This window comes from Pseudomonas sp. LB3P14 (genome assembly GCF_054898045.1).
In genome coordinates, this window is sequence record NZ_CM142714.1 from 6,064,463 (window position 1) to 6,089,172 (window position 24,710).

At 54.8% G+C, this 24,710-nt stretch carries 24 protein-coding genes and 4 tRNA genes; all 28 read left to right on the top strand.

Translation table 11 applies throughout. From position 1 onward, the window contains the following. Positions 1-24: 24 nt before the first annotated feature. The 28 genes from birA (at position 25) to rpsC (ending at position 24,698) form a co-directional block, all read left to right on the top strand. The gene (gene birA / locus ACYZT5_RS27700; protein ID WP_462048257.1) at positions 25-984 is read left to right on the top strand and encodes a bifunctional biotin--[acetyl-CoA-carboxylase] ligase/biotin operon repressor BirA; all 960 of its coding nucleotides are present in this window, start codon (positions 25-27) and stop codon (positions 982-984) included. Then, positions 974-1,723: a pantothenate kinase gene (locus ACYZT5_RS27705; protein ID WP_462048258.1), complete on the top strand. Its 750-nt coding sequence runs from the start codon at positions 974-976 to the stop codon at positions 1,721-1,723. Before birA ends, ACYZT5_RS27705 begins: the two co-directional genes overlap by 11 nt. 7 nt (positions 1,724-1,730) lie before the next feature. After that, positions 1,731-2,171, top strand: coding sequence for a hypothetical protein (locus tag ACYZT5_RS27710; RefSeq protein WP_462048259.1), 441 nt, complete (start codon positions 1,731-1,733; stop codon positions 2,169-2,171). Positions 2,172-2,313: 142 nt separating this feature from the next. Then, a tRNA-Tyr gene (locus ACYZT5_RS27715) sits at positions 2,314-2,398 on the top strand. A 24-nt stretch (positions 2,399-2,422) separates the two neighbouring features. After that, a tRNA-Gly gene (locus tag ACYZT5_RS27720) sits at positions 2,423-2,496 on the top strand. A 26-nt stretch (positions 2,497-2,522) separates the two neighbouring features. Beyond that, positions 2,523-2,598: transfer RNA gene (locus ACYZT5_RS27725), tRNA-Thr, on the top strand. Between the two features lie 84 nt (positions 2,599-2,682). Next, positions 2,683-3,876: an elongation factor Tu gene (gene tuf / locus ACYZT5_RS27730; RefSeq protein WP_007896619.1), complete on the top strand. Its 1,194-nt coding sequence runs from the start codon at positions 2,683-2,685 to the stop codon at positions 3,874-3,876. Between the two features lie 53 nt (positions 3,877-3,929). Continuing rightward, positions 3,930-4,005, top strand: a tRNA-Trp gene (locus ACYZT5_RS27735). A 45-nt stretch (positions 4,006-4,050) separates the two neighbouring features. Next, positions 4,051-4,419: a preprotein translocase subunit SecE gene (gene secE / locus ACYZT5_RS27740; RefSeq protein WP_007896620.1), complete on the top strand. Its 369-nt coding sequence runs from the start codon at positions 4,051-4,053 to the stop codon at positions 4,417-4,419. A 9-nt stretch (positions 4,420-4,428) separates the two neighbouring features. Continuing rightward, positions 4,429-4,962 (top strand): transcription termination/antitermination protein NusG, encoded by a 534-nt coding sequence (nusG, locus tag ACYZT5_RS27745; protein WP_007896622.1) that lies wholly within the window; start codon positions 4,429-4,431, stop codon positions 4,960-4,962. 117 nt (positions 4,963-5,079) lie between these two features. After that, entirely contained in the window at positions 5,080-5,511 is a 432-nt protein-coding gene (gene rplK / locus ACYZT5_RS27750) for a 50S ribosomal protein L11 (protein WP_003210097.1), read from the top strand. Then, positions 5,511-6,206: a 50S ribosomal protein L1 gene (rplA, locus tag ACYZT5_RS27755; RefSeq protein WP_007896626.1), complete on the top strand. Its 696-nt coding sequence runs from the start codon at positions 5,511-5,513 to the stop codon at positions 6,204-6,206. Before rplK ends, rplA begins: the two co-directional genes overlap by 1 nt. Before the next feature lie 198 nt (positions 6,207-6,404). After that, positions 6,405-6,905 carry a 50S ribosomal protein L10 gene (gene rplJ / locus ACYZT5_RS27760; RefSeq protein WP_010467255.1) on the top strand — a complete coding sequence of 167 codons (501 nt, stop codon included), beginning with the start codon at positions 6,405-6,407 and terminating at the stop codon, positions 6,903-6,905. An 80-nt stretch (positions 6,906-6,985) separates the two neighbouring features. Then, positions 6,986-7,351 carry a 50S ribosomal protein L7/L12 gene (gene rplL / locus ACYZT5_RS27765; RefSeq protein ID WP_010467258.1) on the top strand — a complete coding sequence of 122 codons (366 nt, stop codon included), beginning with the start codon at positions 6,986-6,988 and terminating at the stop codon, positions 7,349-7,351. A 220-nt stretch (positions 7,352-7,571) separates the two neighbouring features. Then, the gene (gene rpoB / locus ACYZT5_RS27770) at positions 7,572-11,645 is read left to right on the top strand and encodes a DNA-directed RNA polymerase subunit beta (protein WP_462002933.1); all 4,074 of its coding nucleotides are present in this window, start codon (positions 7,572-7,574) and stop codon (positions 11,643-11,645) included. 64 nt (positions 11,646-11,709) lie between these two features. Beyond that, the gene (gene rpoC, locus ACYZT5_RS27775; protein WP_007896632.1) at positions 11,710-15,909 is read left to right on the top strand and encodes a DNA-directed RNA polymerase subunit beta'; all 4,200 of its coding nucleotides are present in this window, start codon (positions 11,710-11,712) and stop codon (positions 15,907-15,909) included. Between the two features lie 216 nt (positions 15,910-16,125). After that, positions 16,126-16,497: a 30S ribosomal protein S12 gene (gene rpsL, locus ACYZT5_RS27780; protein ID WP_002555494.1), complete on the top strand. Its 372-nt coding sequence runs from the start codon at positions 16,126-16,128 to the stop codon at positions 16,495-16,497. Positions 16,498-16,615: 118 nt separating this feature from the next. After that, positions 16,616-17,086, top strand: coding sequence for a 30S ribosomal protein S7 (rpsG, locus tag ACYZT5_RS27785; RefSeq protein WP_010490886.1), 471 nt, complete (start codon positions 16,616-16,618; stop codon positions 17,084-17,086). A gap of 30 nt (positions 17,087-17,116) precedes the next feature. Then, positions 17,117-19,219, top strand: coding sequence for an elongation factor G (gene fusA, locus ACYZT5_RS27790; RefSeq protein ID WP_462048260.1), 2,103 nt, complete (start codon positions 17,117-17,119; stop codon positions 19,217-19,219). 30 nt (positions 19,220-19,249) lie between these two features. Further along, positions 19,250-20,443: an elongation factor Tu gene (tuf, locus tag ACYZT5_RS27795; RefSeq protein WP_008145495.1), complete on the top strand. Its 1,194-nt coding sequence runs from the start codon at positions 19,250-19,252 to the stop codon at positions 20,441-20,443. A gap of 139 nt (positions 20,444-20,582) precedes the next feature. Continuing rightward, a complete protein-coding gene (gene rpsJ, locus ACYZT5_RS27800; protein WP_003186070.1) occupies positions 20,583-20,894 on the top strand; it encodes a 30S ribosomal protein S10 in 312 nt (103 codons plus the stop codon). An 80-nt stretch (positions 20,895-20,974) separates the two neighbouring features. Continuing rightward, positions 20,975-21,610: a 50S ribosomal protein L3 gene (rplC, locus tag ACYZT5_RS27805; RefSeq protein ID WP_003186059.1), complete on the top strand. Its 636-nt coding sequence runs from the start codon at positions 20,975-20,977 to the stop codon at positions 21,608-21,610. A 12-nt stretch (positions 21,611-21,622) separates the two neighbouring features. Continuing rightward, the gene (gene rplD / locus ACYZT5_RS27810; protein WP_007896707.1) at positions 21,623-22,225 is read left to right on the top strand and encodes a 50S ribosomal protein L4; all 603 of its coding nucleotides are present in this window, start codon (positions 21,623-21,625) and stop codon (positions 22,223-22,225) included. Continuing rightward, a complete protein-coding gene (rplW, locus tag ACYZT5_RS27815) occupies positions 22,222-22,521 on the top strand; it encodes a 50S ribosomal protein L23 (protein WP_002555488.1) in 300 nt (99 codons plus the stop codon). Before rplD ends, rplW begins: the two co-directional genes overlap by 4 nt. Before the next feature lie 14 nt (positions 22,522-22,535). Beyond that, complete coding sequence (gene rplB, locus ACYZT5_RS27820; protein ID WP_003176423.1) at positions 22,536-23,360, top strand: 50S ribosomal protein L2; 825 nt, start codon at positions 22,536-22,538, stop codon at positions 23,358-23,360. A gap of 16 nt (positions 23,361-23,376) precedes the next feature. After that, positions 23,377-23,652 (top strand): 30S ribosomal protein S19, encoded by a 276-nt coding sequence (gene rpsS / locus ACYZT5_RS27825; RefSeq protein WP_002555486.1) that lies wholly within the window; start codon positions 23,377-23,379, stop codon positions 23,650-23,652. A gap of 13 nt (positions 23,653-23,665) precedes the next feature. Continuing rightward, positions 23,666-23,998, top strand: a complete 333-nt coding sequence (rplV, locus tag ACYZT5_RS27830; protein ID WP_003103908.1) for a 50S ribosomal protein L22 — start codon at positions 23,666-23,668, stop codon at positions 23,996-23,998. 13 nt (positions 23,999-24,011) lie between these two features. After that, positions 24,012-24,698: a 30S ribosomal protein S3 gene (gene rpsC, locus ACYZT5_RS27835; RefSeq protein WP_003176422.1), complete on the top strand. Its 687-nt coding sequence runs from the start codon at positions 24,012-24,014 to the stop codon at positions 24,696-24,698. Positions 24,699-24,710 lie beyond the last annotated feature (12 nt).

Sequence of the window (24,710 nt, forward strand, 5' to 3'; positions counted from 1 at the left end):
GCCTCATTGTGAGGCGAGACTTGCATGCTGACGTTGTTAAAGCTTCTTAAAGATGGCCGATTCCATTCGGGTCAGGCTCTGGGCGTTGCCTTGGGTGTCAGTCGTAGTGCCGTTTGGAAGCAGCTTCAGCATTTAGAGGCTGATCTGGGGCTATCCATCCATAAGGTGCGGGGGCGCGGCTATCAACTGGCTGCGCCATTGACGCTGCTTGATTCTGTCGAGATAAGAGGGCATGCACCTTCTTGTGATTGGCCCATCCTGGTTTTCGATTCAATCGACTCCACTAATGCCGAGGCACTGCGTGCCATAGACCGAGGTCAGGCTGCACCATTTCTGGTGCTTGCTGAGCGGCAAACAGCAGGTCGCGGACGGCGTGGACGAAAGTGGGTGAGCCCATTTGCGGAAAACATCTATTACAGCCTCGTGCTGCGTATTGAAGGTGGAATGCGTCAGCTGGAAGGCTTGAGTCTTGTTGTTGGGCTCGCCGTCATGCAGGCCTTGCGAAAGCTTGGTGTTTCGGGGGCTGGATTGAAGTGGCCAAACGATGTTCTGGTCGGTCAGAAAAAGATTGCCGGGATATTGCTCGAGCTGGTGGGGGATCCTGCCGATGTGTGTCACGTTGTGCTGGGTGTGGGAATTAATGTGAACATGCAGATTACCGATGAGGTAGATCAGCAGTGGACGTCCATGCGGCTCGAGTCGGGTAAGGTGTTTGATCGAAATCACTTGGTGGGGGAGTTGGGCGCGATGCTCCAGGAGTATCTGTGTCGTCATCAAGTCGACGGATTTTCAGCTATCCAGGCAGAGTGGGAGCAAAATCATCTCTGGCAGGGTCGGGCCGTGTCGTTGATTGCAGGTGTTAACCAAATAGATGGCGAAGTGCTGGGTATTGATAGTCAGGGTGCTCTGCGCTTGAAGGTGGGTGGTGTGGAAAAAGTCTTTAGTGGTGGTGAGCTCAGTCTGAGGTTGCGTGATGATTCTTGAGCTCGACTGCGGAAACAGTTTCATCAAGTGGCGTGTGCTCCATGCAGATGTTCGGCGGGTGGTTGGTGAGGGCGTCGTTGATTCAGATCTCGCTTTGCTTGAGAGCCTGAGAGCGCTCAAGGGGCTCGCTCTCAAGTTTTGTAGGCTGGTCAGTGTCAGGACCGCCGAAGAAACCAATGCACTGATTTCTCTACTGACAGAGGCTTTTGGTGTGTCGGTGGTATGTGCTGCGCCGTCCCGCGAAATGTCCGGGCTTCGTAATGGCTATGAGGAGTTCGAGCGGTTGGGGCTCGACCGTTGGTTGGCGATGCTTGGGGGGTTTCATCTGGCCTCGGGCGCGTGCCTTGTGCTTGATTTTGGTACCGCTGTTACTGCGGACTTCATTGCCGGGGATGGCGAGCATCTCGGAGGATTTATATGCCCGGGCATGCCGCTGATGCGAAACCAGTTGCGTACCCATACCCGTAGAATTCGTTATGGTGATCTAGCAGCCGAGCGCGCCTTGGAAAGTCTCATTCCTGGTCGTACAACTGTCGAAGCAGTCGAGCGGGGATGCTCGTTGATGCTGAGAGGCTTTGTCCTGACACAGCTAGAGTTGGCGCGTAGCTATTGGGGGGATGATTTTGCTGTGTTCCTCACTGGAGGAGATGCAGACCTGGTTTCCGAAATCGTGCCTGAGGCCAGGGTGGTTCCCGATCTGGTGTTTGTAGGCTTGGCTATGGCATGCCCCTTGTCCTGAGGTTTCTATGCGTTGGTTGTTTCTGCTGCTGCTTGTTCTCAATGTCTTTTATTACATCTGGCACCAACAAGAGGCTCCTCTGCGTGCAAAGGATGTCACCCCTTTGAGTTTGTATCGGGGTTCGCAGCAGGATATTCGCTTGTTGAGTGAGACGACTGACGCGGCTCGTGATAAAGGAAAGCCTGCCCAGGCAGGCGATGGTTGTCTCTATCTGGGTGGTTTTGCTCGTCAGGAAGCGGTTCAGGCGGTCGAGCGGCGATTGAGCGGTATGGAAATCAAGTTCGAGTCCTTGCTGAAGGCTCCTGCCGATTCTTCTGGTTACTGGGTGCGAGTGGCACCAGAAAGCCGACGTTGGTTGGATGACTCGCAGCTGAAAAACCTTTCTAGAGAATTCAATGAGTTAAAACATAAAATAATGCCGTGCGAGGGGGTTGCACCCGCCGAATAGTTTGCATAGAATGGCGCCCGCTTCGCAGTGAAGACCTTTAACGGTTAACGGTGCGGAGCGATGTCAACGCAGCTAACCTCAGGTTTTTAATGAGAAAATGCTTGACAGAAGGCTGGCATGATATAGAATGCCGGCTCGCTTAGGAGGGGTTCCCGAGCGGCCAAAGGGATCAGACTGTAAATCTGACGTCTACGACTTCGAAGGTTCGAATCCTTCCCCCTCCACCATTTTTAGCGAGAGCTGCAAGCTCCGCGGGTATAGTTTAGTGGTAGAACCTCAGCCTTCCAAGCTGATGATGCGGGTTCGATTCCCGCTACCCGCTCCAAGTTTGCAGATCCTGCAAAGTGTTACGCTCTTGTAGCTCAGTTGGTAGAGCACACCCTTGGTAAGGGTGAGGTCAGCGGTTCAAATCCGCTCAAGAGCTCCATATAACAAGGCAGATATGAAAATATCTGCCTTTGTTTTAATGGCTTGTTTGACCTGCTTAATTCTTCTGCTAGGGGTGATTTCGATGGCTAAGGAAAAGTTCGAACGTAATAAGCCGCACGTCAACGTTGGTACCATTGGTCACGTCGATCACGGTAAAACCACTCTGACTGCTGCCTTGACCCGTGTCTGCTCCGAGGTTTTCGGTTCGGCAAAGGTCGACTTCGACAAGATCGATAGCGCCCCTGAAGAAAAAGCTCGTGGCATTACCATCAACACCGCTCACGTTGAGTACGATTCGGCCGTGCGTCACTACGCACACGTTGACTGTCCTGGTCACGCCGATTACGTAAAAAACATGATCACCGGTGCTGCGCAGATGGATGGTGCGATTCTGGTTTGCTCGGCCGCTGATGGTCCGATGCCGCAAACCCGTGAGCACATCTTGCTGTCCCGTCAGGTTGGCGTTCCGTACATCGTTGTCTTCCTGAACAAGGCTGACATGGTTGATGACGCTGAGTTGCTGGAGTTGGTTGAGATGGAAGTGCGCGATTTGCTGAGCACTTACGATTTCCCAGGTGATGACACTCCGATCATCATCGGTTCGGCGCTGATGGCGCTGAACGGTCAAGACGATAACGAGATGGGTACCACTGCCGTCAAGAAGTTGGTCGAGACTCTGGATAGCTACATTCCGCAGCCTGAGCGCGCTATTGATAAGCCGTTCCTGATGCCGATCGAGGACGTGTTCTCGATCTCCGGTCGCGGTACTGTTGTGACTGGTCGTGTTGAGCGTGGCATTGTCCGCATTCAGGAAGAAGTTGAGATTGTTGGTCTTCGTGACACTGTCAAAACTACCTGCACAGGTGTTGAAATGTTCCGCAAGCTGCTCGACGAAGGTCGTGCTGGCGAGAACTGCGGCGTTTTGCTGCGTGGTACCAAGCGTGACGATGTCGAGCGTGGCCAGGTTTTGGTCAAGCCAGGCACCGTCAAGCCGCATACCAAGTTCACTGCTGAGGTTTACGTTCTGAGCAAGGAAGAAGGTGGTCGTCATACGCCATTCTTCAAAGGCTACCGTCCACAGTTCTACTTCCGTACTACTGATGTGACTGGTAACTGCGAGCTGCCAGAAGGTGTTGAAATGGTGATGCCGGGTGATAACGTCCAAATGACCGTCACTCTGATCAAAACCATCGCAATGGAAGATGGTCTGCGTTTCGCCATCCGTGAAGGCGGTCGTACCGTCGGCGCTGGTGTTGTGGCTAAGGTTATCGAGTAAGTTGTTGTAATGTCTTTTTCGGGTCGGCATAATGGTCGGCCTGATTTTGTTTTAGGTCAGTAGCTCAATTGGCAGAGCGACGGTCTCCAAAACCGTAGGTTGGGGGTTCGATTCCCTCCTGACCTGCCAGATTCACTTGGTGTGTCTGGCTTTCTTTTCACAGGATCTTCATAGATGACTCCTAAAGCTGAAGCTCAAGGCTCTCGCTTCGATCTGCTCAAGTGGCTAGTAGTAGTCGCTTTGGTGGTTGTTGGCGTTGTTGGCAATCAGTATTACTCTGCTTCGCCGATCCTGTACCGCGTACTTGCTTTGCTTGTCATTGCTGCTGTAGCTGCCTTTGTAGGCCTGCAGACAGTCAAGGGCAAGTCTTTCTTTGTACTGGTTAAGGAAGCTCGCACCGAGATTCGTAAAGTCGTATGGCCAACTCGCCAAGAAACCACGCAGACCACGTTGATTGTTGTGGCTGTTGTTCTGGTTATGGCGTTGCTGTTGTGGGGGCTTGATTCCCTGCTCGGCTGGCTTGTTTCCTTGATTGTCGGCTAAGGGTGTCCCGTGGCTAAGCGTTGGTACGTTGTGCATGCTTACTCCGGTTACGAGAAGCATGTCATGCGCTCGTTAGTAGAGCGCGTAAAGCTGGCTGGCATGGAAGATGGCTTCGGCGAAATTCTGGTTCCCACTGAAGAAGTGGTTGAAATGCGTAATGGCCAGAAACGCAAAAGCGAGCGCAAGTTCTTCCCAGGTTATGTGCTGGTTCAGATGGATATGAATGAGGGTACTTGGCACTTGGTCAAGGATACTCCTCGGGTGATGGGTTTCATTGGCGGTACCGCTGATAAGCCTGCGCCAATCACAGATAAAGAGGCAGAAGCGATTCTGCGTCGCGTTGCTGATGGTAGCGACAAACCGAAGCCGAAGACGTTGTTCGAGCCGGGTGAGTCGGTACGTGTCAACGACGGACCGTTTGCCGATTTTACTGGCACGGTCGAAGAGGTTAACTACGAAAAGAGCCGGATCCAAGTGGCGGTGCTCATTTTCGGTCGCTCTACTCCGGTAGAGTTAGAGTTCAGCCAGGTCGAAAAGGTCTAGCTGAGCAAGCATCCCAACCCCGCAGCCCTAGGCTGTGGGGTTTTGTCGTCACTGGGATAAACGCGCAAGTAACCGGGGAGCCTTTCGAGGCGTTCGAACCCGTAATTGGAGTGCCTCATGGCCAAGAAGATTACCGCTTACATCAAGCTGCAAGTGAAAGCCGCTCAGGCTAACCCAAGCCCACCTGTTGGTCCTGCACTGGGTCAGCACGGCGTGAACATCATGGAATTCTGCAAGGCTTTCAACGCCCGTACTCAGGGTATTGAACCAGGTCTGCCGACTCCAGTGATCATCACTGTCTATAGCGACCGTAGCTTCACTTTCGAAACCAAGTCCACCCCTGCTTCGGTTCTGCTGAAGAAGGCTGCTGGTCTGACTAGCGGTTCCGCTCGTCCGAACACCGTTAAGGTTGGCACTGTGACCCGTGCTCAGCTGGAAGAAATCGCGAAAACCAAAAACGCGGATCTGACTGCAGCTGATATGGACGCAGCCGTGCGTACTATCGCCGGTTCTGCTCGTAGCATGGGCCTTAACGTGGAGGGTGTGTAATGGCTAAGTTGACCAAGCGTCAAAAGGCTATCGCCGGCAAAATCGAAGCAGGCAAGTCCTACAACTTTGTAGACGCTGCTGCTCTGCTGGCTGAGCTGTCGACTGTCAAGTTCAGCGAGTCGTTCGACGTTGCTGTAAACCTGGGTGTTGACCCGCGTAAATCCGACCAGGTCGTTCGTAGCGCTACTGTGCTGCCACACGGCACTGGCAAGACTGTTCGCGTTGCTGTGTTCACCCAGGGTCCAGCTGCTGAGGCCGCTTTGGCTGCCGGCGCTGACCGTGTAGGTATGGATGATCTGGCTGCCGAAATGAAAGGCGGCGACCTGAACTATGACGTAGTTATCGCATCCCCGGATGCCATGCGCGTTGTGGGTCAGTTGGGTCAGATCCTGGGTCCACGCGGCCTGATGCCTAACCCTAAAGTCGGCACCGTAACCCCAGACGTAGCTACCGCGGTTAAAAACGCCAAGGCTGGTCAGGTTCGTTATCGCACCGACAAAAACGGCATCATCCACACCTCCGTTGGCAAGGTCGGTTTCGACGCCGTCAAGCTGAAGGAAAACGTTGAAGCCCTGATCGCTGATCTGAAGCGTATCAAGCCAGCTTCCTCGAAAGGTATTTACGTCAAGCGCGTTACCCTGAGCACCACCATGGGTCCAGGTCTGGTCATCGACCAAGGCTCGCTCGACGCGTAAGACACAGGTTGGCGCAAGCGATTGCGCCAATTGAAAGATTGGGGTCCCTGCCTGGCGGGGGCTATCCAAGACCGTAGGCGACGCAAGTCTTAAACCTCAAGCCTACGCAGATGGTGCTCCCGGTTCCTTACCGAATCAGACACCAAAACGACATCTGGCCTCGGTTGGATGAAACGGTAACAAGCAGGAGTTTTTCCCGTGGCAATTAAACTTGAAGACAAGAAGGCCATCGTCGCTGAAGTCAACAAGGCTGCCCAAGTTGCTCTGTCCGCTGTCGTGGCTGATGCCCGTGGCGTAACAGTAGGCGCTATGACCGGACTCCGTAAAGAGGCTCGTGAAGCTGGCGTATACGTACGTGTTGTACGTAACACCCTGCTCAAGCGCGCCGTTGCTGGCACTCAATATGACGTGCTCAACGACGTGTTCACCGGCCCGACCTTGATTGCATTCTCCAAAGAACATCCGGGCGCTGCTGCCCGTATCTTCAAAGAGTTCGCAAAAGGTCAGGATAAGTTCGAGATCAAGGCAGCTGCGTTCGAGGGCAAGTTCCTCGCAGCTAATCAGATCGACGTACTGGCAAGCCTGCCGACCCGTGACGAAGCAATTTCCCAGCTGATGAGCGTGATTCAAGGCGCAACCAGCAAATTGGCTCGTACTCTGGCGGCTCTTCGCGACCAGAAAGAAGCTGCCGCAGCCTAAGGCTGAGCGACTCCTTTCAGCGTTTATTGTTTATTTCGATGGCCGCGTAGGCTGTCACCCCAATACAGGAATTTATAGTCATGTCTCTGACTAACGACCAAATCATCGAAGCAATCGGCGAAAAATCCGTTCTGGAAATCGTTGAGCTGATCAAGGCCATGGAAGAGAAGTTCGGCGTTTCCGCTGCCGCTGCTTCCGCTGGTCCAGCTGCTGTCGCTGCCGTTGTTGAAGAACAAACTGAATTCAACGTCATGCTGCTGGAAGCTGGCGAGAAGAAAGTTAACGTGATCAAGGCAGTACGTGAACTGACCGGTCTGGGCTTGAAAGAAGCCAAGGCTGTAGTTGACGGCGCTCCTGGCATGGTTCTGGAAGCTGTTTCGAAAGACGCAGCTGACAAAGCCAAAGCCACTCTGGAAGAAGCAGGCGCTAAAGTCGAGCTGAAGTAAGCATCGACTTTGCGTCTCCAGCCCGAGCGTTAAGCGAAAGGCTGATGGCTGGTGGCTCTTGCCACCGGCCTTTTTCCGTTATTGGCAGCCGACTGGGTCGGTGTTGATAACGAGCTGTAACCACCCAATGCGGTGGCGCAAACCATGGGGTTTGCACGATTTTCTGGCTGCTCCCGTCGGGAGGGGCCAAACAAGCAGGTGACCAAGCTGGGGAACGCTGATGGCTTACTCATATACTGAGAAAAAACGTATCCGCAAGGACTTTAGCAAGTTGCCGGACGTCATGGATGTGCCGTACCTCCTGGCCATCCAGCTGGATTCGTATCGTGAATTCTTGCAAGCGGGAGCGACTAAAGATCAGTTCCGCGACGTGGGCCTGCATGCGGCCTTCAAATCCGTTTTCCCGATCATCAGCTACTCCGGCAATGCTGCGCTGGAGTACGTCGGTTATCGCCTGGGCGAACCGGCATTTGATGTCAAAGAATGCGTATTGCGCGGTGTAACTTACGCCGTACCTTTGCGGGTAAAAGTGCGCCTGATCATTTTCGACAAAGAATCGTCGAACAAAGCGATCAAGGACATCAAAGAGCAAGAAGTCTACATGGGTGAAATCCCCCTGATGACTGAGAACGGTACCTTCGTAATCAACGGTACCGAGCGTGTAATCGTTTCCCAGCTGCACCGTTCCCCGGGCGTGTTCTTTGACCACGACCGTGGCAAGACGCACAGCTCCGGCAAACTGTTGTACTCCGCGCGCATCATTCCTTACCGCGGTTCGTGGCTGGACTTCGAGTTCGACCCGAAAGACTGCGTATTCGTGCGTATCGACCGTCGTCGCAAGCTGCCTGCATCGGTACTGCTGCGCGCGCTCGGCTATACCACTGAAGAAGTGCTCGACGCGTTCTACACCACCAACGTTTTCCACGTGCAGGGTGAAAACCTCAGCTTGGAACTGGTGCCTCAGCGCCTGCGTGGTGAAATTGCTGTCCTGGATATCCTGGATGACAAAGGCAAGGTTATTGTCGAGCAAGGTCGTCGTATCACTGCTCGTCACATCAACCAGCTGGAAAAGGCCGGGATCAAAGAGCTGCAAGTGCCTCTGGACTACGTCTTGGGTCGCACTACCGCCAAGGTCATCGTGCATCCGGCAACCGGCGAAATCCTGGCAGAGTGCAACACCGAGCTGAACACCGAGATCCTGGCGAAAATCGCCAAGTCCCAGGTTGTTCGCATCGAAACTCTGTACACCAACGATATCGACTGCGGTCCGTTCGTCTCCGACACGCTAAAGATCGATTCCACCAGCAACCAATTGGAAGCGCTGGTCGAGATCTATCGCATGATGCGTCCAGGCGAGCCGCCAACCAAAGACGCTGCCGAGACTCTGTTCAACAACCTGTTCTTCAGCCCTGAGCGCTATGACCTGTCTGCGGTCGGCCGGATGAAGTTCAACCGTCGTATCGGTCGCACCGAGATCGAAGGTTCGGGCGTGTTGTGCAAAGAAGACATCGTTGCGGTTCTGAAGACTCTGGTCGACATCCGTAACGGTAAAGGCATCGTCGATGACATCGACCACCTGGGTAACCGTCGTGTTCGCTGCGTCGGCGAAATGGCCGAGAACCAGTTCCGCGTCGGCCTGGTACGTGTTGAGCGTGCGGTCAAAGAGCGTTTGTCGATGGCTGAAAGCGAAGGCCTGATGCCGCAAGACCTGATCAACGCCAAGCCAGTGGCTGCGGCGGTGAAAGAGTTCTTCGGTTCCAGCCAGCTTTCCCAGTTCATGGACCAGAACAACCCGCTGTCCGAGATCACCCACAAGCGTCGTGTGTCTGCACTCGGCCCTGGCGGTTTGACTCGTGAGCGTGCTGGCTTTGAAGTGCGTGACGTACACCCGACTCACTACGGTCGTGTATGCCCGATTGAAACGCCGGAAGGTCCGAACATCGGTCTGATCAACTCCCTGGCTGCTTATGCGCGCACCAACCAGTACGGCTTCCTCGAGAGCCCGTACCGTGTGGTGAAAGACGCTTTGGTCACCGACGAGATCGTGTTCCTGTCCGCCATCGAAGAAGCTGATCACGTGATCGCTCAGGCTTCGGCCACGATGAACGACAAGAAGATGCTGATCGACGAGCTGGTAGCTGTTCGTCACTTGAACGAGTTCACCGTCAAGGCGCCGGAAGACGTCACCTTGATGGACGTTTCTCCGAAGCAGGTAGTTTCGGTTGCAGCGTCGCTGATCCCGTTCCTCGAGCACGACGACGCCAACCGTGCGTTGATGGGTTCGAACATGCAGCGTCAAGCTGTACCAACCCTGCGTGCTGACAAGCCGCTGGTCGGTACCGGCATGGAGCGTAACGTAGCCCGTGACTCCGGCGTTTGCGTCGTGGCTCGTCGTGGCGGCGTGATCGACTCCGTTGATGCCAGCCGTATCGTGGTTCGTGTTGCTGATGATGAAGTTGAAACCGGTGAAGCTGGTGTCGACATCTACAACCTGACCAAATACACCCGCTCCAACCAGAACACCTGCATCAACCAGCGTCCGCTGGTGCGTAAAGGTGATCGGGTTCAGCGTAGCGACATCATGGCTGACGGCCCGTCCACCGACATGGGTGAACTGGCGCTGGGTCAGAACATGCGCATCGCGTTCATGGCCTGGAACGGTTACAACTTCGAAGACTCCATCTGCCTGTCGGAACGAGTTGTTCAAGAAGACCGCTTTACCACGATCCACATTCAGGAACTGACCTGTGTGGCACGTGACACCAAGCTTGGGCCAGAAGAAATCACTGCAGACATCCCGAACGTGGGTGAAGCTGCACTGAACAAGCTGGACGAAGCCGGTATCGTTTACGTAGGTGCTGAAGTTGGCGCAGGCGACATTCTGGTAGGTAAGGTCACTCCGAAAGGCGAGACCCAGCTGACTCCGGAAGAAAAACTGCTGCGTGCCATCTTCGGTGAAAAAGCCAGCGACGTTAAAGACACCTCCCTGCGCGTGCCTACCGGCACCAAGGGGACCGTCATCGACGTACAGGTCTTCACCCGCGACGGCGTTGAGCGTGATGCTCGTGCACTGTCGATCGAGAAGACTCAGCTCGACGAGATCCGCAAGGACCTGAACGAAGAGTTCCGTATCGTTGAAGGCGCTACTTTCGAACGTCTGCGTTCCGCTCTGGTCGGCCACAAAGCCGAAGGCGGCGCCGGTCTGAAGAAAGGTCAGGAAATCACCGACGAAGTTCTCGACGGTCTTGAGCATGGTCAGTGGTTCAAACTGCGCATGGCTGAAGATGCTCTGAACGAGCAGCTCGAGAAGGCTCAGGCCTATATCGTTGATCGCCGCCGTCTGCTGGACGACAAGTTCGAAGACAAGAAGCGCAAACTGCAGCAGGGCGATGACCTGGCTCCAGGCGTGCTGAAAATCGTCAAGGTTTACCTGGCAATCCGTCGCCGCATCCAGCCGGGCGACAAGATGGCCGGTCGTCACGGTAACAAAGGTGTGGTCTCCGTGATCATGCCGGTTGAAGACATGCCGCACGATGCCAATGGCACCCCGGTCGACGTCGTCCTCAACCCGTTGGGCGTACCTTCGCGTATGAACGTTGGTCAGATCCTTGAAACCCACCTGGGCCTCGCGGCTAAAGGCTTGGGCGAGAAGATCAACCGGATGATCGAAGAGCAGCGCAAAGTCGCTGAGCTTCGTAAATTCCTCGACGAGATCTACAACCAGATCGGCGGTCGTAACGAAGATCTGGATAGCTTCTCCGACCAGGAAATCCTGGATCTGGCGAAGAACCTGCGTGGCGGCGTTCCAATGGCCACTCCAGTGTTCGACGGTGCCAAGGAAAGCGAAATCAAGGCCATGCTGAAACTGGCAGACCTGCCAGAAAGCGGCCAGATGCAGCTGACTGACGGCCGTACCGGCAACAAGTTCGAGCGCCCGGTTACTGTTGGCTACATGTACATGCTGAAGCTGAACCACTTGGTAGACGACAAGATGCACGCTCGTTCTACCGGTTCGTACAGCCTGGTTACCCAGCAGCCGCTGGGTGGTAAGGCGCAGTTCGGTGGTCAGCGTTTCGGGGAGATGGAGGTCTGGGCACTGGAAGCATACGGTGCTGCTTACACTCTGCAAGAAATGCTCACAGTGAAGTCGGACGATGTGAACGGCCGGACCAAGATGTACAAAAACATCGTGGACGGCGATCACCGTATGGAGCCGGGCATGCCCGAGTCCTTCAACGTGTTGATCAAGGAAATTCGTTCCCTCGGCATCGATATCGATCTGGAAACCGAATAACACGTGACGCGAATCGAGAGCGGGGCAGGATTGCCCGCTCTCTGCTCCGCCAGGAGGAAAGGCCTTGAAAGACCTACTGAATTTGCTGAAAAACCAGGGTCAAGTCGAAGAGTTCGACGCCATCCGTATTGGATTGGCATCGCCTGAGATGATCCGTTCGTGGTCGTTCGGTGAAGTTAAAAAGCCGGAAACCATTAACTACCGTACGTTCAAACCTGAGCGTGACGGCCTGTTCTGCGCCAAGATCTTTGGCCCGGTTAAGGATTACGAGTGCCTGTGCGGTAAGTACAAGCGCTTGAAGCACCGTGGCGTGATTTGCGAGAAGTGCGGCGTTGAAGTCGCGCTGGCAAAAGTTCGTCGTGAGCGCATGGCGCACATCGAGCTGGCCTCGCCGGTTGCCCACATCTGGTTCCTGAAATCGCTGCCGTCCCGTATCGGCTTGCTGATGGACATGACCCTGCGTGATATCGAACGCGTTCTCTACTTCGAGAGCTATGTCGTTATCGATCCGGGCATGACCACCCTTGAAAAAGGTCAGCTGCTCAACGACGAGCAGTACTTCGAAGCGCTGGAAGAGTTCGGCGACGATTTCGATGCCCGCATGGGTGCCGAAGCTGTCCGCGAACTGCTGCACGCTATCGATCTGGAACACGAGATTGGCCGTCTGCGTGAAGAAATTCCGCAAACCAACTCCGAAACCAAAATCAAGAAGCTGTCCAAGCGTCTGAAGTTGATGGAAGCCTTCCAGGGTTCCGGCAACCTTCCAGAATGGATGGTGCTGACCGTTCTGCCGGTTCTGCCGCCAGATCTGCGTCCACTGGTCCCGCTGGATGGCGGTCGCTTCGCGACTTCCGACCTCAACGATCTGTATCGTCGAGTGATCAACCGCAACAACCGCTTGAAGCGTCTGCTCGATCTGTCCGCTCCGGACATCATCGTGCGCAACGAAAAGCGTATGTTGCAGGAAGCCGTTGACGCACTGCTCGACAACGGTCGTCGTGGCCGCGCTATCACAGGTTCCAACAAGCGTCCTCTGAAATCCCTGGCTGACATGATCAAGGGTAAACAAGGTCGTTTCCGTCAGAACTTGCTCGGTAAGCGTGTTGACTACTCCGGTCGTTCGGTAATTACCGTAGGTCCAACCCTGCGTCTGCACCAGTGCGGTCTGCCGAAGAAAATGGCTCTCGAGCTGTTCAAGCCGTTCATTTTCGGCAAGCTGGAAATGCGTGGTCTTGCTACCACCATCAAAGCTGCCAAGAAGATGGTCGAGCGCGAGCTGCCGGAAGTTTGGGACGTTCTCGCTGAAGTCATTCGCGAACACCCGGTTCTCCTCAACCGTGCACCGACCCTTCACCGTCTGGGTATCCAGGCGTTTGAACCGGTACTGATCGAAGGTAAGGCTATCCAGCTGCACCCTCTGGTCTGTGCTGCGTACAACGCCGACTTCGACGGCGACCAAATGGCCGTGCACGTACCGCTGACACTGGAAGCCCAGTTGGAAGCGCGTGCGTTGATGATGTCGACCAACAACATTCTGTCGCCAGCCAACGGTGAGCCAATCATCGTTCCGTCGCAGGACGTTGTATTGGGTCTGTACTACATGACTCGTGAAGCGATCAACGCCAAGGGCGAAGGTCGTGTGTTCGCGGATCTGCAAGAAGTTGACCGTGTGTTCCGTGCCGGCGAAGCCGCACTGCACGCTAAAGTCAAAGTGCGGATCAACGAAACCGTCAACGATCGTGATGGTGGCAGCGTCAAGAACACCCGTATCGTCGACACCACCGTCGGCCGTGCGCTGTTGTTCCAGGTTGTTCCACCTGGCCTGTCGTACGACGTCGTCAACCAGCCGATGAAGAAAAAGGCGATCTCCAAGCTGATCAACCAATGCTACCGCGTGGTTGGTTTGAAAGAGACCGTGATCTTCGCTGACCAGTTGATGTACACCGGTTTTGCCTATTCGACCATTTCCGGCGTTTCCATCGGTGTTAACGACTTCGTTATCCCAGACGAAAAAGCCCGCATCATCGGTGCTGCTACCGACGAAGTGAAAGAGATCGAAAGTCAGTACGCCTCCGGCCTGGTAACCCAGGGCGAGAAGTACAACAAAGTGATCGACCTTTGGTCCAAGGCGAACGACGAAGTTTCCAAGGCGATGATGGCCAACCTCTCGAAAGAGAAAGTCATCGACCGTCATGGCGTCGAAGTCGACCAGGAATCCTTCAACTCGATGTACATGATGGCCGACTCGGGCGCACGGGGTTCTGCTGCGCAGATCCGTCAGCTCGCCGGTATGCGTGGCCTGATGGCCAAGCCGGACGGTTCCATCATCGAAACGCCGATTACTGCGAACTTCCGTGAAGGTTTGAGCGTACTTCAGTACTTCATCTCCACTCACGGTGCTCGTAAAGGTTTGGCGGATACCGCGTTGAAAACTGCGAACTCCGGTTACCTGACTCGTCGTCTGGTAGACGTGGCGCAGGATCTGGTAGTAACCGAGATCGATTGCGGCACCGAACATGGCCTGGTAATGACTCCGCACATTGAAGGCGGTGACGTTGTTGAGCCGCTGGGTGAGCGCGTATTGGGTCGTGTTATTGCCCGTGACGTGTTCAAGCCAGGTACGGAAGAAATCATCGTTCCTGCCGGCACGCTGGTAGACGAGAAGTGGGTTGAGTTCATCGAGCTGAACAGCATCGACGAAGTGATCGTGCGTTCGCCGATCAGTTGCGAAACCCGCTACGGCATTTGCGCCAAGTGCTACGGCCGTGACTTGGCTCGTGGTCACCAGGTGAACATCGGTGAAGCGGTCGGCGTTATCGCTGCCCAGTCCATCGGTGAGCCGGGTACCCAGTTGACCATGCGTACGTTCCACATCGGTGGTGCGGCAAGCCGGACCTCCGCTGCGGACAGCGTTCAGGTGAAGAATGGCGGTACCGTTCGTCTGCACAACCTGAAACACGTTGAGCGAGTGGATGGTTGCCTGGTTGCTGTGTCCCGTTCCGGTGAGCTGGCAATCGCTGATGACTTCGGTCGTGAGCGCGAGCGTTACAAGCTGCCGTACGGTGCTGTGATTTCGGTTAAAGAGGGTGACAAGGTCGACGCTGGCGCAATCGTGGCCAAGTGGGATCCGCACACTCACCCAATCGTTACCGAAATGAAAGGTACCGTGACCTACGTGGGCATGGAAGAAGGCATCACGATCAAGCGTCAGACTGACGAATTGACCGGTATGACCAACATTGAAGTACTCGACGCCAAAGACCGTCCAGCTGCCGGTAAAGATATCCGTCCTGCTGTGAAGATGGTTGATGACAACGGCAAGGATCTCTTGCTGCCGGGTACCGACGTAATTGCTCAGTACTTCCTGCCTGCCAACGCCCTGGTCGGCGTGGCGGATGGTGCGAAAATCGCGATCGGTGATGTTATCGCTCGTATTCCGCAAGAGACTTCGAAAACCCGTGACATCACCGGTGGTCTGCCGCGTGTTGCCGACTTGTTCGAAGCTCGTCGTCCGAAAGAAGCCTCGATTTTGGCTGAAGTCAGCGGCACCATCGCGTTCGGTAAAGAGACCAAGGGCAAACGCCGTCTGGTCATTACTCCGAACGACGGTAGCGATCCGTACGAAGAGCTGATTCCGAAGTGGCGTCACCTGAACGTCTTCGAAGGCGAACAGGTAAACCGCGGCGAAGTTATCTCCGACGGCCCGAGCGATCCACACGACATCCTGCGTCTGCTGGGTGTGAGTGCGCTGGCCAAGTACATCGTGAACGAGATCCAGGACGTTTATCGTCTGCAAGGCGTGAAGATCAACGACAAGCACATCGAGACCATCCTGCGCCAGATGCTGCGTAAAGTTGAAATCGCTGAATCCGGCGATTCCAGTTTCATCAAGGGCGACCAGATGGAATTGACTCACGTTCTGGTAGAGAACGAGCGTCTGGCTGGCGACGAGAAATTCGTTTCCAAGTTCACTCGCGTGCTGTTGGGTATCACCAAGGCGTCGCTGTCCACCGAATCGTTCATCTCGGCGGCTTCCTTCCAGGAAACCACTCGCGTACTGACCGAAGCGGCGGTAACCGGCAAGCGCGATTACCTGCGCGGCCTGAAAGAAAACGTGGTCGTGGGTCGTCTGATCCCGGCGGGTACCGGTCTGGCTTATCACAGCGAGCGCAAGCGCCGCCGTGATGCAGACAAACCGTTGCGCGTAAGCGCCAGTGAAGTGGAAGCTGCACTGACCGAAGCGCTGAACTCTAGCGGTAACTGAGTTCTGCAATAAATGAGCGTAAGGCCCCGGCCGTTCCGTTCATCGAATCGAGACAATTTGTCGAGGTTGGATGAGCGGGGAGGTCGGGGCCTTGCCTTGACTGGGGACAAGATCCTCTTTAGACTCTTGTACCCCTAAATTTGGCGGGAATTCGTTCCTGCCATTTTGCTTTTCTTGCAAGACAATAGCGTCGCAAGACAACAGTGGAGCTAGTAGATGGCAACTATCAACCAGCTGGTACGTCAGCCGCGTAAGCGTATCGTCGAGAAATCCGACGTGCCTGCGCTGCAGAACTGCCCGCAACGTCGTGGCGTATGCACCCGTGTGTATACCACCACGCCGAAAAAACCTAACTCGGCACTGCGTAAAGTATGCCGTGTGCGTCTGACCAACGGTTTCGAGGTTTCCTCGTACATCGGCGGTGAAGGCCACAACCTGCAAGAGCACAGCGTGGTACTGATCCGCGGCGGTCGTGTAAAAGACTTGCCAGGTGTTCGTTACCACACCGTACGCGGTTCTTTGGATACTTCCGGCGTTAAAGGTCGTAACCAGGGTCGTTCGAAGTACGGTACCAAGAAGCCTAAGTAGTAGCGGCTTTTTGTAAAAACTGATTTTCTATTTTTCTGAGTCGATAAGAGTAAGGTCGGAGGCGTCCCGTAAGGGCACCGATTCCGAGCGAACCTGAAGACCGTTTGAGGGCTTATCCATGCCAAGAAGACGCGTAGCAGCCAAGCGCGAAGTGCTTGACGATCCAAAATACGGAAGCCAAATCCTGGCCAAGTTCATGAACCACGTAATGGAAAGCGGCAAGAAAGCCGTTGCCGAGCGTATCGTTTATGGCGCGCTGGACAAGGTTAAAGAACGCAAGAACAGCGATCCCCTGGAAATCTTCGAGAAAGCTCTCGACGCCATCGCTCCGCTGGTCGAAGTAAAGTCGCGCCGTGTAGGCGGTGCTACTTACCAGGTTCCGGTCGAAGTTCGTCCGTCCCGTCGTAACGCTCTGGCAATGCGCTGGTTGGTAGACTTCGCCCGTAAGCGCGGCGAGAAGTCTATGGCTCTGCGTTTGGCTGGCGAACTGTTGGACGCTGCTGAAGGTAAAGGTGCTGCAGTTAAGAAGCGTGAAGACGTGCACCGTATGGCTGAAGCCAACAAGGCTTTCTCGCACTACCGCTTCTAATTTTAGCGTCACTAATTTTGCGAGGGCTTTATGGCTCGTACTACTCCGATTAACCGCTACCGTAACATCGGTATCGTTGCCCACGTGGATGCTGGTAAAACCACCACCACCGAGCGCGTCCTTTTTTACACTGGCGTAAACCACAAAATGGGCGAGGTGCATGACGGCGCCGCGACCATGGACTGGATGGTGCAGGAGCAGGAGCGTGGTATCACTATCACCTCCGCTGCAACCACGGCTTTCTGGTCGGGTTCTGTCAAGCAGTTCGACAAGTATCGTTTCAACATCATCGATACCCCGGGCCACGTTGACTTCACCATTGAAGTAGAGCGCTCCCTGCGCGTACTCGATGGCGCGGTTGTTGTGTTCTGTGGTACTTCGGGTGTTGAGCCGCAGTCGGAAACCGTATGGCGTCAAGCCAACAAATACGGCGTTCCACGTCTTGTTTACGTAAACAAGATGGACCGTGCAGGTGCAAACTTCCTGCGTGTAGTCGATCAGATCAAAAAGCGTCTGGGTCACACCCCGGTGCCGATCCAATTGGCTATCGGTGCTGAAGACAACTTCCAGGGTCAGATCGATCTGATCAACATGGAAGCGGTCTACTGGGACGATGCTGACAAAGGCATGGCTCCACGTCGCGAAGCTATCCCTGCAGAACTGCAGGAACTGGCCGAAGAATGGCGCAGCAACATGGTAGAGGCTGCGGCCGAAGCCAGCGAAGAGCTGATGAACAAGTACCTCGAAGGTGAAGAACTCACCATCGCGGAAATCAAGGGCGCTCTGCGTCAGCGTACTATCGCTGGCGAAATCGTTCTGGCTGTTTGCGGTTCTTCTTTCAAGAACAAGGGCGTTCCCCTGGTTCTCGACGCCGTTATCGACTACCTGCCGGCACCAGTCGACATTCCTGCCATCAAGGGTTCCGACCCGGATGACGAGACTATCGAAATGGAGCGTCACGCAGACGACAGCGAGCCGTTCTCGGCTCTGGCGTTCAAGATCGCTACCGACCCATTCGTGGGTACTTTGACCTTTGCTCGTGTTTACTCGGGCGTGTTGAGCTCCGGCGACGGCGTTATCAACTCGGTTAAAGGCAAGAAAGAGCGCGTGGGTCGTATGGTGCAAATGCACGCAAACACCCGTGAAGAAATCAAGGAAGTGCGCGCTGGTGACATCGCGGCCTTGATCGGCATGAAGGACGTCACCACTGGTGACACTCTGTGCTCCGCTGACAAGCCAATCATCCTGGTTCGCATGGACTTCCCGGAGCCGGTTATTTCGGTTGCCGTAGAGCCTAAGACCAAGGATGACCAGGAAAAAATGGGTATCGCTCTGGGCAAACTTGCTCAGGAAGACCCGTCTTTCCGCGTCAAGACTGATGAAGAGACTGGTCAAACGATCATCTCCGGCATGGGCGAGTTGCACCTGGACATCCTGGTTGACCGGATGCGCCGTGAGTTCAACGTCGAAGCCAACATCGGTAAGCCTCAGGTTTCCTATCGTGAGAAGATCACGAAGAATTGCGAAATCGAAGGCAAGTTCGTTCGCCAGTCCGGCGGTCGTGGCCAGTTCGGTCACTGCTGGATTCGTTTTGCTCCTGCTGACGAAGGTCAGGAAGGTCTGCAATTCGTGAACGAAGTGGTTGGTGGTGTGGTTCCTAAGGAATACATCCCGGCTATCCAGAAGGGTATCGAAGAGCAGATGAAGAACGGCGTTGTGGCCGGCTATCCGCTGATCGGCCTGAAGGCGACCGTTTTTGATGGTTCTTACCACGACGTCGACTCCAACGAGATGGCGTTTAAGGTGGCTGCTTCCATGGCTACCAAGCAACTGGCTACCAAAGGTGGCGGTGTGTTGCTTGAGCCGATCATGGCGGTAGAAGTTGTTACGCCTGAAGACTATATGGGTGACGTGATGGGCGACTTGAATCGTCGTCGCGGCATGATCTTGGGTATGGAAGACACGGTCTCCGGCAAAGTAATTCGTGCCGAAGTTCCGCTGGGTGAGATGTTCGGTTATGCGACCGACGTCCGTTCCATGTCTCAGGGTCGCGCAAGCTACTCTATGGAATTCAAAAAATATGATACGGCTCCGGCGCACATCGTCGAAGCTGTCACCAAAAAACAAGGCTGATTCAGCCCTTTAGGCAAGGAGTTAATTGTCGTGGCTAAAGAAAAATTTGACCGTACCCTCCCGCACGTCAACGTTGGCACCATCGGTCACGTCGACCACGGTAAAACCACGCTGACCGCTGCTCTGACTCGCGTCTGCTCCGAAGTTTTCGGTTCCGCCGTTGTTGCTTTCGACAAAATCGACAGCGCTCCGGAAGAAAAGGCTCGTGGTATCACCATCAACACCGCGCACGTTGAATACAACTCGCTGATCCGTCACTACGCTCACGTTGACTGCCCAGGTCACGCTGACTATGTGAAGAACATGATCACCGGTGCTGCTCAGATGGACGGCGCTATCCTGGTTTGCTCGGCCGCTGATGGTCCGATGCCACAAACCCGTGAGCACATCCTGCTGTCCCGTCAGGTTGGCGTTCCGTACATCGTTGTCTTCCTGAACAAGGCTGACATGGTTGACGACGCTGAGCTGCTGGAACTGGTTGAGATGGAAGTGCGCGATCTGCTGAGCACTTACGACTTCCCAGGTGACGACACTCCGATCATCATCGGTTCGGCTCTGATGGCTCTGAACGGCCAAGACGACAACGAAATGGGCACCACTGCCGTTCGTAAACTGGTTGAGACTCTGGACAGCTACATCCCAGATCCAGTTCGTGTTATCGACAAGCCGTTCCTGATGCCAATCGAAGACGTATTCTCGATCTCTGGTCGCGGTACTGTTGTGACTGGTCGTATCGAGCGCGGTATCGTCAAGGTTCAGGATCCACTGGAAATCGTTGGTCTGCGTGACACTACCGTCACCACCTGCACCGGTGTTGAAATGTTCCGTAAGCTGCTCGACGAAGGTCGTGCTGGCGAGAACTGCGGCGTGCTGCTGCGCGGCACCAAGCGTGACGACGTTGAGCGTGGCCAGGTTCTGGTCAAGCCAGGTTCGGTCAAGCCGCACACTACCTTCGAAGCTGAAGTGTACGTGCTGAGCAAAGAAGAAGGCGGTCGTCACACTCCGTTCTTCAAAGGCTACCGTCCACAGTTCTACTTCCGGACCACTGACGTGACCGGTAACTGCGAACTGCCGGAAGGCGTTGAAATGGTAATGCCAGGCGACAACATCAAAATGGTTGTCACCCTGATCAAAACCATCGCAATGGAAGATGGTCTGCGTTTCGCTATTCGTGAAGGCGGTCGTACCGTCGGCGCTGGCGTCGTAGCCAAAATCATCGCCTAAGCGTTGATTGATGAAAAAGCCCCCGCTTGCGGGGGCTTTTTTATTGGGTTGACACTCAGTTGGCCCGTCTATAGAATTGCGCCTCCTTTTAACGGGCGTATTGCGCTCGGTGGGAATAGCAGCCGGAGTCTGAAATCCAATGCAAAATCAGCAAATCCGTATCAGGTTGAAGGCTTTTGACCATCGCCTGATCGACCAATCCACCCAGGAAATCGTGGAAACCGCGAAACGTACTGGTGCTCAAGTGCGTGGTCCAATTCCACTGCCTACCCGTAAAGAGCGGTTCACCGTTCTGGTCTCCCCGCACGTCAACAAAGACGCGCGTGACCAGTACGAGATCCGTACTCATAAACGCGTTCTGGACATCGTCCAGCCAACGGATAAAACCGTTGATGCGCTTATGAAGCTTGATCTTGCGGCCGGTGTGGAAGTGCAGATCAGCCTCGGCTAAGACTCGGTCTTAGTCGTGTAACGCTCTGAAATGGGCGGCCATAGCGGGTGAAAGCCCCGTACACTCATGAGGTTTACAACATGACTATTGGTGTAGTCGGTCGTAAATGCGGTATGACCCGTATTTTCACCGAAGAAGGTGTCTCCATTCCGGTCACGGTCATTGAGATCGAGCCGAATCGCGTCACCCAGTTCAAAACTGAAGAAACCGATGGCTATCGTGCAGTGCAAGTCACTGTAGGCGAGCGTCGTGCTTCGCGTGTTACAGCTGCTCAAGCTGGCCACTTCGCTAAAGCGAACGTTGCCGCTGGTCGTACCGTAATGGAATTCCGTCTTGAAGAAGGCGAGTACCAGGCCGGCGATCTGATCAACGCTGAAATCTTCGCCGCTGGTCAACTGGTTGATGTAACCGGTCAGTCCAAGGGTAAAGGCTTCCAGGGTACGATCAAGCGTTGGAACTTCCGCGGGCAAGATAATACCCACGGTAACTCCGTGTCCCACCGCGTTCCAGGCTCTATCGGCCAGTGCCAGACTCCTGGTCGTGTATTCAAGGGCAAAAAAATGTCCGGTCATATGGGCGCTGAGCGCGTGACCGTGCAGTCCCTCGAAGTAGTGCGCGTGGACGCTGAACGCAATCTGTTGTTGGTCAAGGGCGCTGTTCCTGGCGCTACTGGCGGCAACTTGGTTGTACGTCCAGCAGCCAAGGCTCGCGGTTAAGGGGAAGCTGACATGCAATTAAATGTAAATGACGCTCAAGCGATCGAAGTTTCCGAACTGACATTTGGCGGCGAATTCAACGAGACGCTGGTTCACCAAGCAGTCGTGGCCTACATGGCCGGCGGCCGTCAAGGTAGCAAGCAGCAAAAGACCCGTTCCGACGTTCGTGGTGGCGGTAAGCGCCCATGGCGTCAGAAAGGTACTGGCCGTGCTCGTGCCGGTACTATCCGTAGCCCAATCTGGCGTGGCGGCGGTACCACTTTCGCAGCTCGTCCTCAGGATCACACCCAGAAGCTGAACAAGAAGATGTATCGCGCAGCAATGCGTTCCATCCTTGCTGAGCTGGTGCGTACTGATCGTCTGGTTGTGGTTCAGGACTTCGCTGTTGATGCACCGAAGACCAAAGATCTGCTGAACAAACTGACCGGCATGGGCCTGACTGACGTCTTGATCGTGTCTGAAGTGGTTGATCAGAACCTGTACCTGGCTGCTCGCAACCTGCCACACGTTGATGTACGTGACGTGCAAGGTTCCGATCCAGTTAGTCTGATCGCATACGACAAGGTGTTGATCACCGTGTCGGCCGTGAAGAAATTCGAGGAGCTGCTGGGATGAACCAGGAACGCGTATTTAAAGTTCTGCTTGGCCCGCACGTTTCCGAGAAGGCTACGGTTCTGGCTGACAAGAAAGGCCAGTTCGTTTTCAAGGTTGCAACTGACGCAACCAAGCTGGAAATCAAGAAGGCCGTCGAAAGCCTGTTCAGCGTGAAAGTAGAGCGTGTCACTACCCTGAATGTTCTGGGTAAGAGCAAGCGCACTGCTCGCGGTCTGGGCAAGCGTAATGACTGGAAGAAGGCAGTTATCTCCCTTCAGCCAGGCCAAGATCTCGATTTCAGCAGCAGTGCTGAGTAAGGAAGGGGTGCATCATGGCAATCGTTAAATGCAAACCGACTTCCCCTGGCCGCCGTTTTGTGGTCAAGGTGGTCAACCAGGAGCTGCATAAAGGCGCTCCTCACGCACCGCTGCTCGAGAAAAAATCGAAGACTGGTGGTCGTAACAACAATGGTCGTATTACCACTCGTCACATCGGTGGTGGCCATAAGCAGCATTATCGTCTGGTCGATTTCCGTCGCAACGACAAAGATGGCATCTCTGCCACTGTCGAGCGTATTGAATACGATCCAAACCGTACTGCTCACATCGCTCTGCTGCTGTACGCAGATGGCGAGCGTCGCTACATCATCGCCCCTAAAGGCGTGAGTGCTGGCGACCAGCTGATCGCAGGTGCTCTGGCGCCGATCAAGCCGGGCAACGCTCTGCAACTGCGTAACATTCCAGTTGGTAGCACCGTACACGGCATCGAATTGAAGCCAGGTAAAGGCGCGCAAATCGCTCGTTCCGCTGGTGCTTCGGCTCAGCTGATCGCTCGTGAAGGTGTCTACGTGACCCTGCGTCTGCGTTCTGGTGAGATGCGTAAAGTGCTGGCTGAATGCCGCGCGACCCTGGGTGAAGTCTCGAACTCCGAGCACAGCCTGCGTTCGCTGGGTAAAGCTGGTGCCAAACGCTGGCGTGGCGTTCGCCCAACCGTTCGTGGTGTTGCCATGAACCCGGTTGACCACCCACATGGTGGTGGTGAAGGTCGTACCTCTGGTGGTCGTCATCCGGTATCGCCATGGGGCTTCCCGACTAAGGGCGCGAAGACTCGTGGTAATAAGCGTACCGACAAAATGATCGTCCGTCGTCGCAAGTAAATAGAGGGATACGACAGTGCCACGTTCTCTGAAAAAAGGTCCTTTTATTGATCTTCACCTACTGAAGAAGATCGAAGTGGCGGCGGAAAAGAACGATCGCAAACCAGTTAAAACCTGGTCGCGCCGTTCCATGATCCTGCCACAAATGGTCGGTTTGACCATTGCAGTGCATAACGGTCGTCAACATGTTCCAGTTCTCGTGAACGAAGACATGGTCGGCCACAAACTGGGCGAGTTTGCCGGTACCCGCACATATCGTGGGCACGTGGCAGACAAGAAAGCCAAGCGTTAAGGGGTAAGGAACGATGGAAGTAGCCGCTAAGTTGTCGGGCGCTCGAATCTCCGCCCAGAAAGCCCGCTTGGTCGCCGACCAGATCCGCGGGAAGAAGGTGGGCGAAGCGCTCAACCTGTTGGCTTTCAGCAGTAAGAAAGCCGCCGAGATCATGAAGAAAGTGCTGGAGTCGGCCGTAGCCAACGCCGAGCATAACGAAGGCGCAGACGTTGATGACCTTAAAGTCAGCACCGTTTTCGTCAACGAAGGGCGTTCGCTGAAGCGAATCATGCCACGTGCCAAAGGCCGTGCTGATCGCATCGTCAAGCGGTCTTGCCATATCACTGTCAAGGTTGCTGACAAGTAACGGAGTCGAAGAGATGGGTCAGAAAGTACATCCCATTGGCATTCGCCTGGGAATCGTCAAGGAGCACACCTCCGTCTGGTACGCAGACGGTCGGACTTATGCGGACTATTTGTTCGCTGATCTGAAGGTGCGTGAGTATCTCCAAGACAAACTAAAAAGCGCGTCCGTAAGCCGTATCGATATCCATCGTCCGGCTCAGACTGCACGTATCACCATCCACACCGCTCGTCCAGGTATCGTTATCGGGAAGAAAGGTGAAGATGTTGAGAAACTGCGTCAGGACCTGACCAAGCAAATGGGTGTGCCTGTGCACATCAATATCGAAGAGATCCGTAAGCCGGAACTCGACGGTATGCTGGTTGCGCAGAGCGTAGCTCAGCAGCTGGAGCGTCGTGTAATGTTCCGTCGCGCTATGAAGCGCGCTGTTCAGAACGCCATGCGCATTGGTGCCAAAGGCATCAAAATCCAAGTGAGCGGTCGTCTCGGCGGTGCTGAAATCGCACGTACTGAATGGTATCGCGAAGGTCGTGTGCCACTGCACACCCTGCGTGCCGACATCGACTATGCCAACTACGAAGCTCACACCACTTATGGTGTGATCGGTGTAAAGGTTTGGATCTTCAAAGGCGAAGTAATTGGTGGTCGCCAAGAAGAGCTGAAACCACAAGCACCAGCGCCTCGTAAAAAAGCTGCTAAGTAAGGGGTACGCCAA

Bases quoted from the DNA above. Each gene is read 5' to 3' on its own strand.
- rplV (WP_003103908.1), top strand. From the start codon at position 23,666: ATGGAAGTAGCCGCTAAGTTGTCGGGCGCTCGAATCTCCGCCCAGAAA.
- rplD (WP_007896707.1), top strand. From the start codon at position 21,623: ATGCAATTAAATGTAAATGACGCTCAAGCGATCGAAGTTTCCGAACTG.
- rpsG (WP_010490886.1), top strand. From the start codon at position 16,616: ATGCCAAGAAGACGCGTAGCAGCCAAGCGCGAAGTGCTTGACGATCCA.
- rplC (WP_003186059.1), top strand. From the start codon at position 20,975: ATGACTATTGGTGTAGTCGGTCGTAAATGCGGTATGACCCGTATTTTC.
- rplW (WP_002555488.1), top strand. From the start codon at position 22,222: ATGAACCAGGAACGCGTATTTAAAGTTCTGCTTGGCCCGCACGTTTCC.
- rpoB (WP_462002933.1), top strand. From the start codon at position 7,572: ATGGCTTACTCATATACTGAGAAAAAACGTATCCGCAAGGACTTTAGC.
- birA (WP_462048257.1), top strand. From the start codon at position 25: ATGCTGACGTTGTTAAAGCTTCTTAAAGATGGCCGATTCCATTCGGGT.
- rplB (WP_003176423.1), top strand. From the start codon at position 22,536: ATGGCAATCGTTAAATGCAAACCGACTTCCCCTGGCCGCCGTTTTGTG.
- ACYZT5_RS27710 (WP_462048259.1), top strand. From the start codon at position 1,731: ATGCGTTGGTTGTTTCTGCTGCTGCTTGTTCTCAATGTCTTTTATTAC.
- rplA (WP_007896626.1), top strand. From the start codon at position 5,511: ATGGCTAAGTTGACCAAGCGTCAAAAGGCTATCGCCGGCAAAATCGAA.
- rplL (WP_010467258.1), top strand. From the start codon at position 6,986: ATGTCTCTGACTAACGACCAAATCATCGAAGCAATCGGCGAAAAATCC.
- fusA (WP_462048260.1), top strand. From the start codon at position 17,117: ATGGCTCGTACTACTCCGATTAACCGCTACCGTAACATCGGTATCGTT.
- ACYZT5_RS27705 (WP_462048258.1), top strand. From the start codon at position 974: ATGATTCTTGAGCTCGACTGCGGAAACAGTTTCATCAAGTGGCGTGTG.
- rpsL (WP_002555494.1), top strand. From the start codon at position 16,126: ATGGCAACTATCAACCAGCTGGTACGTCAGCCGCGTAAGCGTATCGTC.
- rplK (WP_003210097.1), top strand. From the start codon at position 5,080: ATGGCCAAGAAGATTACCGCTTACATCAAGCTGCAAGTGAAAGCCGCT.
- secE (WP_007896620.1), top strand. From the start codon at position 4,051: ATGACTCCTAAAGCTGAAGCTCAAGGCTCTCGCTTCGATCTGCTCAAG.
- tuf (WP_007896619.1), top strand. From the start codon at position 2,683: ATGGCTAAGGAAAAGTTCGAACGTAATAAGCCGCACGTCAACGTTGGT.
- rpsJ (WP_003186070.1), top strand. From the start codon at position 20,583: ATGCAAAATCAGCAAATCCGTATCAGGTTGAAGGCTTTTGACCATCGC.
- rpsC (WP_003176422.1), top strand. From the start codon at position 24,012: ATGGGTCAGAAAGTACATCCCATTGGCATTCGCCTGGGAATCGTCAAG.